Source organism: Microbacterium sp. SY138 (assembly GCF_039729145.1).
Taxonomy (GTDB): domain Bacteria; phylum Actinomycetota; class Actinomycetes; order Actinomycetales; family Microbacteriaceae; genus Microbacterium; species Microbacterium maritypicum_A.
In genome coordinates this window covers 1-13,902 of the sequence record NZ_CP155793.1, presented here as the reverse complement: position 1 = coordinate 13,902, position 13,902 = coordinate 1, and the positions used below count along the sequence as shown (strand labels likewise).

The 13,902-nt window shown below is 65.9% G+C and carries 11 protein-coding genes; 1 reads left to right on the top strand and 10 read right to left on the bottom strand.

Annotation, left to right across the window (positions count from 1 at the left end; genetic code table 11):
* Positions 1 to 67: 67 nt before the first annotated feature.
* The 3 genes from ABDC25_RS00055 to ABDC25_RS00045 are packed head-to-tail and all read right to left on the bottom strand — an operon-like array spanning position 68 to position 2,966.
* Entirely contained in the window at positions 68 to 1,024 is a 957-nt protein-coding gene (locus ABDC25_RS00055) for a hypothetical protein (protein WP_347124178.1), read from the bottom strand.
* Positions 1,021 to 1,710, bottom strand: coding sequence for a response regulator transcription factor (locus tag ABDC25_RS00050; protein WP_029259469.1), 690 nt, complete (start codon positions 1,708 to 1,710; stop codon positions 1,021 to 1,023). The genes ABDC25_RS00055 and ABDC25_RS00050 overlap by 4 nt, the downstream gene beginning before the upstream one ends.
* On the bottom strand, positions 1,698 to 2,966 hold the full coding sequence (locus ABDC25_RS00045; protein ID WP_347124176.1) for a histidine kinase: 1,269 nt from the start codon (positions 2,964 to 2,966) through the stop codon (positions 1,698 to 1,700). The genes ABDC25_RS00050 and ABDC25_RS00045 overlap by 13 nt, the downstream gene beginning before the upstream one ends.
* Positions 2,967 to 3,091: 125 nt before the next feature.
* On the opposite strand from ABDC25_RS00045, the gene ABDC25_RS00040 reads away from it, so the two are divergent.
* Complete coding sequence (locus tag ABDC25_RS00040; protein ID WP_136024359.1) at positions 3,092 to 3,802, top strand: VIT family protein; 711 nt, start codon at positions 3,092 to 3,094, stop codon at positions 3,800 to 3,802.
* A gap of 69 nt (positions 3,803 to 3,871) precedes the next feature.
* Here ABDC25_RS00040 and ABDC25_RS00035 read toward each other — a convergent pair whose 3' ends face one another.
* The 7 genes from ABDC25_RS00035 to dnaA form a co-directional block, all read right to left on the bottom strand.
* Positions 3,872 to 4,276 carry a DUF3566 domain-containing protein gene (locus ABDC25_RS00035; RefSeq protein ID WP_017829919.1) on the bottom strand — a complete coding sequence of 135 codons (405 nt, stop codon included), beginning with the start codon at positions 4,274 to 4,276 and terminating at the stop codon, positions 3,872 to 3,874.
* Positions 4,273 to 6,828 (bottom strand): DNA gyrase subunit A, encoded by a 2,556-nt coding sequence (gene gyrA / locus ABDC25_RS00030; RefSeq protein WP_347124173.1) that lies wholly within the window; start codon positions 6,826 to 6,828, stop codon positions 4,273 to 4,275. Before gyrA ends, ABDC25_RS00035 begins: the two co-directional genes overlap by 4 nt.
* Before the next feature lie 43 nt (positions 6,829 to 6,871).
* Positions 6,872 to 8,941, bottom strand: coding sequence for a DNA topoisomerase (ATP-hydrolyzing) subunit B (gene gyrB, locus ABDC25_RS00025; RefSeq protein ID WP_021201381.1), 2,070 nt, complete (start codon positions 8,939 to 8,941; stop codon positions 6,872 to 6,874).
* A 118-nt stretch (positions 8,942 to 9,059) separates the two neighbouring features.
* Positions 9,060 to 9,608, bottom strand: coding sequence for a DciA family protein (locus tag ABDC25_RS00020; RefSeq protein WP_200861077.1), 549 nt, complete (start codon positions 9,606 to 9,608; stop codon positions 9,060 to 9,062).
* The gene (gene recF, locus ABDC25_RS00015) at positions 9,601 to 10,794 is read right to left on the bottom strand and encodes a DNA replication/repair protein RecF (RefSeq protein ID WP_031208177.1); all 1,194 of its coding nucleotides are present in this window, start codon (positions 10,792 to 10,794) and stop codon (positions 9,601 to 9,603) included. Before recF ends, ABDC25_RS00020 begins: the two co-directional genes overlap by 8 nt.
* 76 nt (positions 10,795 to 10,870) lie before the next feature.
* Complete coding sequence (dnaN, locus tag ABDC25_RS00010) at positions 10,871 to 12,013, bottom strand: DNA polymerase III subunit beta (RefSeq protein ID WP_347124170.1); 1,143 nt, start codon at positions 12,011 to 12,013, stop codon at positions 10,871 to 10,873.
* 497 nt (positions 12,014 to 12,510) lie between these two features.
* Positions 12,511 to 13,902: a chromosomal replication initiator protein DnaA gene (dnaA, locus tag ABDC25_RS00005; RefSeq protein WP_017829913.1), complete on the bottom strand. Its 1,392-nt coding sequence runs from the start codon at positions 13,900 to 13,902 to the stop codon at positions 12,511 to 12,513.

Below are 13,902 nucleotides of genomic sequence, written 5' to 3'. Positions count from 1 at the left end.
ACCGGAGAAATACGGAAAATCCGAATCGAGGGGGAGCACCCGGGAGTGTCCTCCCCCTCGAGCGTGTTCAGCGGCCCGGTCGGATGGTCGCGGTGCCGGCCGACAGCGAGACCTCGATCGTCCTCCGCGCGCTCGAAGCCTCGTCGACCTCGGCATTCAGCGTGCCCGCGCTGATCTCCTGAGAGATCGCGTACTCCACGTCGGGAACGGTCAGATCGAGGGTGCCGGCGCTCACGTCGATCGCCGTCCGGGTCGGGGGAGCACCCGTGAGCTCGACCGTGAGATCGCCGGCGGAGACGCCGAGGTCCGCCTGGGAGACGCCGTCGAGGAGGATGTCGGCGCGGCCGGCGCTCATCTGCACATCGAGTTCCTTCGCGGCCCCTTCGACGTCGAGCGCTCCGGCGTTGACGCTGACGTCGAGCACACCGAAGTCGCCGTTCACGTCGAGGCTGCCCGCATCGAGGTTCAGGTCGGCGTCGAGTCCTGCGTCGCGAAGACTTTCCGGGAGCGTGAGCACGGCGATCTCCTCATCACCGAACCAGCCGCCGAGCCACCACCCGAAGACTCCTTGTGGACTCCGGACGACCAGCTCGTCGCCATCGCGCTCGAACGTCCACGGTGTACCGCGCCCGTTCGTGATGGCGAGTGTGGCCTCGTCGACGTCGCCGAACTCGACCCGCATGCTGCTGGCATCGGCGGCGAGGTCGATGCTGTCCAGCCCCTCGACGTCCACGCTCTGCACGGAGTCCGGACGACTCGACGACACGATGGTCCCGGCCGCCGCGGCAGCAGCCGTGCCGCCGGCCCCGAGAAGCGCGATCCCCCCGACCACCGCGGTCACCACCATGACCGCGGTCGCCCCTGGGGTGCGCCCGTTGGTCGGCGCGGAAGGAGTGGACGCGCCTGTAGAAGGCGCGGCAGGAGAGGACGGACCCGCCTGCGGGGCCGTTCCTTGGGGCGGGGAGGGCGGCGGCGGGGTGAGTGGGGCGTGCTCGCCCGGGGTGCCGTTGTTGTCGGTGGTCATCGTGCCACTCCTGTCTGGCCGGTCGGCGGCGTCGGGCCGCCGGTGTTCTCGATGTGCGCGAGGGCGGCGAGCACACGACGGTTTCCCGCCTCGTCCTGCTCGAAGCCCAGCTTCTGGAAGATGGAGGTGATGTGTTTCTCGACACTCGCCTCGGAGAGGAACAGCAGCCCCGCGATCGCCTGGTTCGACTTGCCCTCGGCGATCAGTGCGAGCACGGTGCGCTCGCGTTCCGTGAGCCGCAGCATTCGATCGTCGCGGTTGCGGCGGGTCAGCAGCTGGGCGACGACCTCGGGGTCGAGCACGGTGGCGCCCTCGGAGATCCGCTGCACCGAGGCGAGGAACTCGGAGACGTCGGCGACCCGATCCTTGAGCAGGTAGCCGAGGGGCCCACCCTGCGCCGCGATCAGATCCGACGCATACCGCTCTTCGACGTACTGCGAGAGCACCAGGATCGCGAGAGACGGATGCGTCGAGCGCAGACCGAGAGCGGCCCGGATGCCTTCATCGGTGAACGTCGGGGGGAGACGCACGTCCAGGATGCACAGGTCGGGGGTCGTGGTGGCGACGGCCTGGTCGAGACCCTCGATGTCGGGGAGGGCGGCGACCACCTCATGGCCGGCGTCTTCGAGCAGACGGACCAGGCCCTCGCGCAGGAGGACCGAGTCCTCGCAGATCAGGATGCGCACGGTACGTTCACCTCCAGGCTCGTCGGCCCGCCCTGGGGACTGTCGAGGCGGAAGGCTCCCCCTGCGGCCAGGATGCGATTCGCGATGCCGTCGAGCCCGCCGCCGGGCTGCACCTGAGCGCCGCCGATGCCGTTGTCCTCGACGCGTGCCCAGAGCGTGTTGCCCTCTCGAAGCCGCACGATCACGCGGGCTTCGCTGGCTCTCGAGTGCTTCGCCGCGTTGGTCAGCGACTCGGCGATCGAGAAGTACACGGCAGCCTCGGCCTCGCGACTGCACCGCCCGTCCATGCGCACATCCAGGTGCACGGGGATGTGCGAGCGTCCAGCGAGTGCCGACAGTGCAGCGTCGAGGCCTCTGTCATCGAGCACCGAGGCGTGGATGCCCCGAGCCAGCTGACGCAGCTCGGTGATGGCCGCCTTGGTCGAGGTGTGCGCCTCGTTGATGAGCTCCTTCGCGGCCTCGGGATCGTTGTCGATCTTCTGCTGCGCGAGGCCGAGCGTCATGCCGACCGACACGAGTCGGGGCTGGACACCGTCGTGCAGGTCGCGCTCGATGCGGGTGCGCTCCACGTCGGCGGCGCGCACGGCGCCCTCCCGCTGCGCGGTCGAGGTGCGCACGCGCTCGGTGAGCTCGGTCTCCTTGCTGCGGATCACGATCGCGAGCGAGAGCGTGCGGTGCAGCAGCGCCAAGCCGATCGTCCCGACGACACAGGCCGCAATTCCCAAGATGCCGATCAGCGGCGCCCATGCGACGGGGATGCCTCCCCCACCGAACGGTCCCATGACCGAATCCGCCGCGGTGAGGGGAGCGAACGAGATGATGATCGACCACACCAGACCCCAGAACAGGCGAAGCACCACCCAGCCGAGAAGCGCCGAGATGGCGAAGTTCGCGACCGCGCGCCACATGCGCCCGTCGATGGCCTGGTGGCCGAGAGCTCGCAACCAACCGACGAAGCCGGGACGGTCGCGCGGCTGCAGACGCAGCGGTGCGATCGGCGTGCGGTACAGCGCACCGACACGAGCGACTTCGAACCAGCCCACACCGTAGAGCGCGTAGACCAGTCCCACCAGCATGATGAGCCCGATACCGGCGGCGAAGAGAAGTCCGAGGCCCGTGCCGAGGAGCCCGCCGAGCATGCCGAAGATGGCACCACCGAGGATGCCGACACCTGCCAGATGCAGGATCGTGAGGAAGATGCGCAACGGCGGCTTCACCGCCGTTGCGGGAGTCGGAGTCGCAGTCTGAGTGGTCATGGTTCCAAGGTACGGCGGGCCGGATGGGCTCGATACCGAGCCAACCGGACACTCGACTTCGGGTTTTCCGTAATGCCCGTCGCGGACTCCCTCCTTCTCCGGCCACCGTCTGCTTCACTGGGGGCATGACAGCGCATGAAGGTGAACCGCACGGTGCCGGTCTCGGTCAGCGACTGAACTGGCTGCGTGCGGGAGTTCTCGGAGCGAACGACGGCATCGTCTCGGTCGCCTCCCTCGTGGTCGGGGTCGCCGGCGCCACAACCGACAACGCGGCGCTCCTCACGGCGGGTATCGCCGGCCTGGTCGGCGGAGCGATCTCCATGGCCCTCGGGGAGTACGTCTCGGTGAGCAGTCAGCGAGACAGCGAACGCGCCCTCATCGCGAAAGAGAGCGAGGAGCTGCGCACGATGCCCGCTGTGGAGCTCGATGAACTCACGCAGCTCTATCGCGAGAGGGGGCTCTCGGACGAGACGGCGCGACAGGTGGCCGAAGAGCTCACCGCGCACGATGCCCTCGCCGCGCACCTGGAGGTCGAACTCGGCATCGACCAGGACGACCTCGTCAATCCCTGGCATGCGGCCATGTCGTCGGCGATCGCTTTCACCCTCGGCGCGCTATTGCCCTTGCTCGCCATCCTCCTTCCGCCGCCGGAGTGGCGGGTTCCGGTGACCTTCGTCGCCGTCCTCCTCGCCCTGGCCGTCACGGGAACACTGTCCGCGAAGATCGGAGGTTCGGCGCCCGTGCGAGCATCGGTCCGACTGGTGATCGGTGGTGGGCTCGCCCTGGCGGCGACCTGGCTCATCGGCACGCTTCTCGGCACGACGGGCGTCGTCTAGAGAAAGCGCGAAGAGAAACAGCGAAGGGCGGATGCCGAAGCACCCGCCCTTCGTGAAACGTTCCGAGGATCAGTTCGACATGAAGCCGACGAGCAGTCCGCCCGTGACCTTCACTGCGAGGTTGTAGATTCCCGCGACGACGGCGCCGAGCACCGTGAAGACGATGAGGTTCAGGATCGCGACAACCGCCGCGAACGCCATCACCTGCGGAAGTCCGACGACCTCGGAGAGCACGAACGTGTTGTCGGTGATGCCGAGCAGGAAGCTCTCCGCCGTGGTCATGATCCCCGTCGCCTGGAAGACCAGGAAGATGAGGAAGAACGAGACCATCGTGACGACCGCGAGGGCCACCGCTCCGAGGAACGAGAGCTTCACGGCCGACCAGAAGTCCACGTAGACCAGTCGGAGGCGTACCTGCTTGCCGCTCGTCTTGCGGGTCGACTTCTTCGCCAGCTTGTCGGCCACTGTGCTCATGCGTCTGTATCCTCGGGGGTCGGTGTCGTCTCGGGGGCCTGGGTCTCGGCATCCTCCGCATCCGCCTCGTCTTCGGCGAGGCCACGCTCACCGTTACGGGCGATGGCGAGGATGCGATCGGCCTCCGTCGTCCGGGCGAACACCACTCCCATGGTGTCTCGACCCTTGGCGGGGACCTCGGCCACGGCAGAGCGTACCACCTTGCCGCTGGAGAGAACCACCAAGACCTCGTCGTCCTCGGAGACGATCAGACCACCCGCGAGAGTGCCCCGATCGTCGTTGAGCTTGGCGACCTTGATGCCTGTTCCGCCGCGTCCCTGCACCCGATATTCCTCCACCGCGGTGCGCTTCGCGTAGCCTCCGTCGGTCACGACGAAGACGAACTTGCCCGGCGCTGCGACGGATGCCGAGAGCAGGCAGTCCTCGTCGATCTTGAACTTCATGCCGCGGACACCGGCTGTCGCCCGACCCATCGGCCGCAGGGCCTCATCGGTCGCCTCGAAGCGCACCGACATGCCGCGGCGGCTGATGAGGAGGATGTCGTCCTCGGCGTTCACGAGCAATGCGCTGACGAGCTCGTCCTCGTCGTTCAGACGGATCGCGATGACGCCGCCCTGGCGGTTGGTGTCGTACGCCTCGAGTCGCGTCTTCTTGACGAGGCCCTCACGGGTCGCCAGCACCAGGTAGTCGGCCACCTGGTAGTCGCGGATGTCGAGCACCTGGGCGATGTTCTCGTCCGGCTGCAGGGCGAGCAGGTTCGCGACGTGCATGCCCTTCGCGTCGCGTCCGGCCTCGGGCACCTCGTAGGTCTTCGCGCGGTAGACGCGCCCCTTGTCGGTGAAGAACAGCAGCCAGTGGTGCGTGGTCGTCACGAAGAAGTGCTCGACGATGTCGTTCGCGCGCAGCTGCGCACCCTTGACGCCCTTGCCGCCACGGTGCTGAGAACGGTAGTTGTCGCTGCGCGTGCGCTTGATGTACCCCTCGCGCGTGACGGTGACGACCATCTCCTCTTCGGCGATGAGGTCTTCCATCGAGACATCACCGTCGAAGCCGTGCAGGATGTGCGTGCGACGCTCGTCGCCGAAGCGGTCGACGATGCCCGTCAGTTCTTCGCGGATGATCGTGCGCTGACGACCCTCGTCGGCCAGGATCGCCTTGTAATCGGTGATCTGCGCTTCGAGCTCGTTCGCCTGATCGATGATCTTCTGACGCTCGAGAGCCGCAAGACGGCGCAGCTGCATCTGCAGGATCGCGTCGGCCTGGATCTCGTCGATGTCGAGGAGCTTCTGGAGTCCCTCGTTCGCATCCGCCGTGGTCTGCGAGCGGCGGATGAGCGCGATGACCTCGTCGAGGGCGTCGAGCGCCTTCAGATATCCGCGCAGGATGTGCATGCGCTTCTCGGCCTCGCGCAGACGGAACTCGGTGCGGCGGACGATCACGTCGATCTGGTGGGAGATCCAGTGCGTGATGAAACCGTCGATCGCGAGGGTGCGCGGCACGCCGTCGACGATCGCGAGCATGTTCGCGCCGAAGTTCTCCTGCAGCTGCGTGTGCTTGTAGAGGTTGTTCAGCACGACCCGCGCGACCGCGTCGCGCTTGAGCACGACGACCAGACGCTGACCCGTGCGGTCCGAGGACTCATCGCGGATGTCGGCGATACCGGTGATCTTGCCGTCACGGGCGAGGTCGCCGATCTTCACCGCCACGTTGTCGGGGTTCACCTGGTACGGCAGCTCGGTGATGACGAGGCAGGTGCGGCCCTGGATCTCCTCGACGTTGACGACCGCGCGCATCGTGATCGAGCCGCGACCCGTGCGGTACGCCTCGTGGATGCCCTTGGTGCCGAGGATCTGCGCACCGGTCGGGAAGTCGGGACCGGGAACGCGCTGGATAAGACCTTCGAGCAGCTCCTCACGGGAGATGCCGGGGTTGTCGAGTGCCCAGAGCGCCGCATCGGACACCTCGCGCAGGTTGTGCGGGGGGATGTTCGTGGCCATGCCGACCGCGATACCGACCGAGCCGTTGACGAGCAGGTTCGGGAAGCGGGCCGGGAGGACCGTCGGCTCCTGCGTCTGGCCGTCGTAGTTGTCGGTGAAGTCGACGGTGTCTTCTTCGATGTCGCGCACCATCTCGAGCGCGAGCGGGGCCATCTTGGTCTCGGTGTATCGCGGGGCTGCCGCGCCCATGTTGCCCGGGGACCCGAAGTTGCCCTGGCCGAGAGCCAGCGGATACCGCAGCGACCACGGCTGCACCAGTCGCACGAGGGCGTCGTAGATCGCCGAGTCGCCGTGCGGGTGGTACTGGCCCATGACCTCGCCCACCACACGGGCGCACTTCGAGAACGACTTGTCGGGGCGGAAGCCGCCGTCGTACATGCCGTAGATCACGCGGCGGTGCACGGGCTTGAGCCCGTCGCGCACGTCGGGGAGCGCGCGCCCCACGATGACGGCCATCGCGTAGTCGAGGTAGCTGCGCTGCATCTCCGACTGCAGGTCGACCTGATCGATCTTGCCGTGATCGTGTTCCGGCTCGGTGCGTTCTTCGTCAGTCATGAATCAATCTCTCTGTCACACATCTGGTCTGAGCCCGCGAGCATCAGATGTCGAGGAAGCGGACGTCCTTGGCGTTGCGCTGGATGAAGCTGCGTCGGGACTCGACGTCCTCGCCCATCAGCACGCTGAAGATCTCGTCGGCCGCGGCCGCGTCCTCGATGGTGATCTGCTGCAGGGTGCGCGTGGTGTGATCCATCGTCGTCTCCCACAGCTCCTTCGGGTTCATCTCACCGAGACCCTTGTACCGCTGGATGCCGGCGTCCTTCGGGATCCGCTTGCCGTTGTCGATGCCGTGCTTGAGCAGGGCATCGCGCTCGGCGTCGCTGAACACGTACTCGTGCGCGGAGTTGGACCACTTCAGGCGGTACAGCGGCGGCATCGCGAGGTACACGAAGCCGGCCTCGATCAGACCGCGCATGTAGCGGAAGAGCAGCGTCAGCAGCAGCGTCGTGATGTGCTGGCCATCGACGTCGGCATCGGCCATCAGCACGATCTTGTGATAGCGCGCCTTCTCGATGTCGAACTCTTCGCCGATGCCCGTGCCGAAGGCCTGGATCATCGCCTGGACTTCCTTGTTGCCCAGGGCCTTGTCGAGACGCGCACGCTCGACGTTGAGGATCTTCCCTCGTAGCGCCAGGATCGCCTGCGTGTGCGGGTCGCGACCCTGCACCGCGGAGCCACCGGCCGAGTCACCCTCCACCAGGAAGATCTCGCTGATGGACGGGTCCTTGCTCGTGCAGTCCTTGAGCTTGTCCGGCATGGCGGCCGACTCGAAGACGCTCTTGCGGCGGGCGGTCTCGCGCGCCTTGCGGGCGGCGAGGCGAGCGGTCGCGGCGTCGATCGCCTTGCGGATGACGTTCTTCGCCTGGTTCGGGTTGCGCTCGAACCAGTCCCCGAGCTGATCGCCGACGACCTTCTGAACGAAAGCCTTCGCCTCGGTGTTGCCGAGCTTGGTCTTCGTCTGGCCCTCGAACTGCGGTTCGCCGAGCTTGATCGAGATGACCGCCGTCAGGCCCTCGCGCACGTCGTCGCCGGAGAGGTTGTCGTCCTTCTCCTTGAGCAGGTTGTTCGCGCGGGCGTACTTGTTGACCAGGGTGGTCAGCGCCGCGCGGAAGCCCTCCTCATGCGTTCCACCCTCGTGGGTGTTGATCGTGTTCGCATAGGTGAAGACGTTCTCGGTGTACGACGTGGTCCACTGCATCGCGACCTCGAGCGAGATCTTGCGCTCGGTGTCCTCCGATTCGAACGCGATGATCTCGTCGTTGACGACTTCGGCGTGACGCACCTTGTTGAGGTACTCGACGTAGTCGACGAGACCCCGTTCGTAGAAGAACACGTCGCCGGGCTGCTTGGTGACGGTGGCCCCGTCTTCCTCCACCTCGTAGGCGGAGGACTCCCGCTCGTCGCGCAGCTCGATGCGAAGGCCCTTGTTGAGGAATGCCATCTGCTGGAACCGCGTGCGGAGGGTGTCGTACTCGAACTCGATCGTCTCGGTGAAGATCGAGGCGTCCGGCCAGAACGTGATGCTCGTTCCGGTCTCTTCGGTCGCTTCGCCCTTCTCGAGCTTCTGCTGGGGGATACCGCCGTCGGCGAAGCTGTGCCGCCAGACGAAGCCCTTCTGCTTGACCTCGACGTCGAAGCGCGTCGACAGCGCGTTCACGACGGAGGAGCCGACACCGTGCAGACCACCGGAGACGGCGTAGGCACCACCGCCGAACTTTCCACCGGCGTGCAGGATGGTGAGCACGACCTCGACCGTCGACTTGTTGGGGTCCGACGAGTGCGGGTCGACCGGGATGCCGCGACCGTTGTCGACGACGCGCACACCGCCATCCGCGAGCATCGTCACGAAGATCGTGTCGGCGTAACCGGCCAGTGCCTCATCGACGGAGTTGTCGACGATCTCGTAGACCAGGTGGTGGAGTCCTCGAGGCCCGGTGGACCCGATGTACATGCCGGGGCGCTTGCGCACGGCTTCGAGGCCTTCGAGGATCTGGATCGAATCCGCACCGTACTCACCCGGCTGCTTCGCCTTGGGTGCGATGGTGCCCTCGGTTGCGGGGGTTCCCCCGGTGTTCGATTCCGTCTCGTCAGCAGGGGATTCAGGCGTCATCAGAGGGCATTCTCCACATCGATATCACGAACTCCCATTCTAGCGGAGTTTCATCGGGAAATGCCGCTCAACGGCCGTGTGTGGGCCTCTGAGCCTTTCGACCCCCTCGCGTGGTGCCCTACCCGTAGGTATCGCGCGGGCCCCGTCCTGGAACGGCTCTGGGACCCCATTTCCACGAGGGAACGTCCGGTCCGATGAAGCGGAGGTTCTCGACGCCCGCATCGGGATACCGTCGGCCGATCTCGGTGAGAATCGTCGCCCGCATGAACTGCAGGTTCTTCGCCCACGCGGTCGAGTCGCACTTCACGGTGAGCAGGCCGCGCTCCAGGGAGACGGGTTCGGAGTGCTTCGCGGTGTCTGCGCCTGCGAGATCAGCCCATTGGCGCACGAGATCTTCTCGGGCGAGGGTGATCTGCCAGCCGGAGTCACGACTCAGCTTGTCGAGCACCGCACCGAGCGCGCCGGGGTCTCGCCCGGGCGTGAAGGGTGCGTTGTCGTCGTCGGTCGCGATGCGTCGCTTGCGTTTCCAGCTCTTGGAACTCGGCTGCAGCCCGCGCAGCCGCAGATAGGTGCCGATCGTCTCGGGAACATCGGCCACCGGAGGGGGAGTGTCCGGAGTCGGTGCCGAGGGGCTCGAAGCGGACGGATGGCGTGCCGCGTCAGTCATCCGTCGCCTCCCGCTCGTCGCTGATGGTTCCGGCGCTGATCCGTACCACGTGGGCATGCAGCACCTCGGGGATATCCTCCTCCACCGCTGCCGTGACCACCACTTGCTCATAACCGGCGGTCAAGGCCGCCAACCGCTGACGCCGATCGGCGTCGAGTTCTGCGAAGACGTCGTCGAGGATGAGCACCGGATCGCCGGCGGGAGATTCGCTGCGGAGCAGCTCGGCCGACGCGAGCCGCAGGGCGAGAGCCACCGACCACGATTCCCCGTGGGAGGCGTATCCCTTGACCGGGAGGTCGCGGACCCGCAGCACCAGGTCGTCTCGGTGCGGCCCGGTGAGGGTCAGTCCGCGATCGAGTTCTTTCGATCGCTTCGCCGCAAGGGATGCGCGGAACACCTCGGCGATACGAATCGGATCGGTGAGTCTGTCTGCGGACGGCCCCGTCTCGGCACCTTCCGCTCCCTCTTCCCCCTCTTCGGGGTCTCCGCCGCCCACCGAGAGCGCCCATTCCAGCTGGGGACGATGATCTGCACCGGCGATCGCCTCGTAGGCATCGGCCACGGGCTGCTGCAGATCCGCCGCCAGGCGCTGACGGGCGGTGATGATCTCCGATCCGAGGGAGACCAGCTTGTCGTCCCAGACGTCCAGAGTGCTCAGACCTTCGCCGCGAACGCCGCGAGCACGCGCCGACTTCAGCAGCGCATTGCGCTGCTTCAGGACGCGGTCGTAGTCGGCGAGCACAGCTGCGAGCCTCGGCGTGCGCTGGATGAGGAGCTGATCCGTGAAGCGGCGCCGAGCTGAGGGGTCCCCCCTCACGATCTGCAGGTCTTCCGGAGCGAACAGCACGACGTGCGCGTAGCGGGGGAGTTCGTTCGGCTTCGACGGCGATCCGTTGATGCGAGCCTTGTTCGATCCCTGCCTGTTCACCTGGATCTCGGCGAGCACGCGACGCTCTCCGTGCGACAGTCGGGCACGGATCACCGCGAACTCCTGGCCATCGCGGACCATCGGCGCATCAGATGACACCCGGTGCGAACCGAGCGTGGCGAGGAACACCACGGCTTCGGCCAGATTCGTCTTTCCCTGACCGTTGCGCCCGACAAGCACGTTGGGTCCGCGGTGGAGGGTGAGTTCAGCGGTCGCGTAATTGCGGAAATCGACCAGACTCAGGTGCTCCACAATCACGGAGTCAGCCTACCTTCGGGGTCTGACAGTCCGGATTCCCCGAGGAACGTTCCGGGTATGGATGAAGCGGAGAAGATCAGCGCAGGAGGAGGTTCGGCTGGAGCAGGTACTTGAACGAGTCGAGACCCGCCTGGTCGACCGAGGTCTGGCTCGTGATGAGCACGGGGCTCAGCTTGTTGGCGTTGTCGCTCGACGTGAACGTGACGCGCACGAACTCGCTCTTGACGGCGCCGAGAGCCTCGATCAGGTACTGCGGGTTCAGGCCCAGCGTGACCTCATCGCCACCGGAGAGGATCGCGTCGACCGACTCGGATGCCCGTGCGTGGTCTCCGCCGGAGGCGTCCATCGTCACACTGTCGTTCGAGAACGTGAAACGCAGGGGAGCAGCACGATCGAGCACGAGTGAGACTCGGCGAACGGCCTCGACGAGGTCTGCGGTGTTCACGACCGCGTAGTGGTCGGTCTGCTCGGGGAACAGTCGGCGTACAGGCGGGAAGTTGCCCTTGATCAGGAGAGAAGTGACGGTCTTGTTGCCCGCGGTGAAGGCGATGATCTCTCGGTCGCCCGCTCCGGAGAACGCCACCTGGATCGTGCCGGCGTGTCCGAAGGTCTTGCCGACCTCGAGCAGAGTGCGGGCAGGGACCAGGGCGGTGGCTTCGACGGCCTCGCCGTCCCACGGCACATCCCGCAGCGAGACGCGGTAACGGTCGGTCGCGACGAGGCTCAGCGTGTGTCCCGAGACCTCGAGCTGCACACCCGTGAGCACAGGAGTCACGTCGTCACGCGACGCGGCGAATCCGACCTGGGCGATCGCCGTGCCGAAGTCGTCGGCCGGGACCACACCGGACGAACCGGTCACCTCGGGGATCGAGGGGTATTCCTCGACGGGCATGGCTGCGAGGGTGAATCGTGCGGAGCCGCAGGTGACCGCGATGCCCCCGTCTTCCTCGATGGCGATCTCGATCGGAGCGTTCGGAAGTCGGCTGGCGATGTCCGAGAGGAGCCGGCCATGCACCAGGAGCGTTCCCGGGGTCTCGACCGTCGCCTCGATGGTGGTGCGGGCGGAAGCCTCGTAGTCGAATGCCGAGAGCGTCAGACCGGAACCATCGGCTTCGATCAGGACGCCGGCGAGGATCGGCTGAGGATTGCGCTGCGGCAGAAGCTTGACGACGAACGAGACAGCCTCGCTGAAGACATCGCGGTTGACCTGAAACCTCACGGGTGCTCCCTTGTCGTCGAACTGTGACGCGTTGTCGTCGGCCCTGCCGGTGCAGGGCTTCCCATGCTAGCCCCACAGTCCGGCGTATCCCTACGCCGAGGTTCCTGTCATTCGGTCGACCGGTTGTCCCCACCGTCTGGTGATCGGATCGCGCCTTGAATGACTTAACTCCTTAACGGTGTTAACAGCTGTGGATACTGTGGATAACTCGGTGGATAGCAGTGGCGAGTAGGGAACTACACAGTTGTCAGTTGTGGAAACCCTGAGGAATCCGCGGGTTCCGGGCTTTCCGGTCGGTGATGGCCCTCCCCGAGTTATCCACAGGTTTGGGTGATCAGCCCACATTCGTCCCGATCGAATCCACGGTCATCCACAAGTTATCCACATGTGCATAGAGGCATCTATCCGACGATCAGAATCCCTGTCGGGCTCACAAAAAAGGGGAGGACGGCACCGGTTCAGGTGCTGTCCTCCCCTTTTCTCGGAGACGCGGCGTGTCAGCGTCGTCCGAGCTGCGTGGTGATCTCGGTGACCTGGTTGTAGATGGAGCGGCGCTCCTTCATGAGCTCGCTGATCTTCTTGTACGCGTACATGACCGTGGTGTGGTCGCGGTTGCCGAACAGCTGTCCGATCTTCGGCAGGGAGAGACTGGTCCGCTCGCGACACAGGTACATCGCGATCTGGCGGGCGGTCGCGATCTGCTGCGACCGGCTGGAGCCGTAGAGGTCGTCGACCGTGAGCTTGAAGTACTGTGCAGTCGCCGTGATGATGTCGGTCGGCGAGATGATGTTGTCCTCGGCCGTGTCGATGATGTCGCGGAGCACGGTCTGCGCCAGGGAGATGTCGAGAGCGGAGCGGTTCAGGCTCGCGAAGGCCGACACCCGGATGAGTGCGCCCTCCAGTTCCCGGATGTTCGATGACACCACGGTCGCGATGTACTCGAGTACCTCGTCGGGAATATGGAGGGCCTCGCTCTGCGCCTTCTTCCGGAGGATCGCGATACGCGTCTCGAGGTCGGGCGCCTGCACATCGGTGATCAGACCCCACTCGAAGCGGCTGCGCATACGGTCCTCGAACCCGGTCAGGTGCTTCGGGGCCACGTCGCTGGTGATCACGACCTGCTTGTTGTGATCGTGCAGCGTGTTGAAGGTGTGGAAGAAGGCTTCCTGCGTCTCGGCGCGTCCCTGCAGGAACTGGATGTCGTCGATCAGGAGGATGTCGACGTCGCGGTAGCGCGCCTGGAACGCGGCGCCGCGGTTGTTCGCGATCGAGTTGATGAAGTCGTTCGTGAACTCCTCGCTCGAGACGTAGCGGACCTTGACCCCTGCGTAGAGGGATTGCGCGTAGTCGCCGATGGCGTGAAGGAGGTGGGTCTTCCCGAGACCGGAGTCTCCATAGATGAAGAGGGGGTTGTAGGCCTTGGCCGGCGCTTCGGCGACCGCGACGGCCGCGGCGTGCGCGAAGCGGTTGGACTGTCCGATCACGAAGTTGTCGAAGGTGTACTTCGGATTCAGCCGCGATTCGTGGCGCAGCTGGGTCGGCTGTTCCATGGGGGATTCGACACGCACCTGCTCGTGGCGCCCGAAGTCGCCGACCGCGATCGGCGCCGTCTGCTGCTCTGCCAGCTCGTGGTTGACGACGACGCGGTAGGACGTGACCTCTTCGCCGATGTGCGAGAGGGCCTCCATGATCGGCAGGCGCAGGCGCTTGTTGATCTGCGCCGCGGTGAGATCGTTCGGCACTTCCAGATACAGCGTCGCTGACATCACCCCTGCCGGGACGGCGAGACTGAGGAAGCCCTGCAGCTGAGGTGTGACCCGATCGTCGTCGACCAGAAGCTCCTGCACCGTGGTCCAGATGGGGACGTCGGGCTGGGCAGGTGATGACAT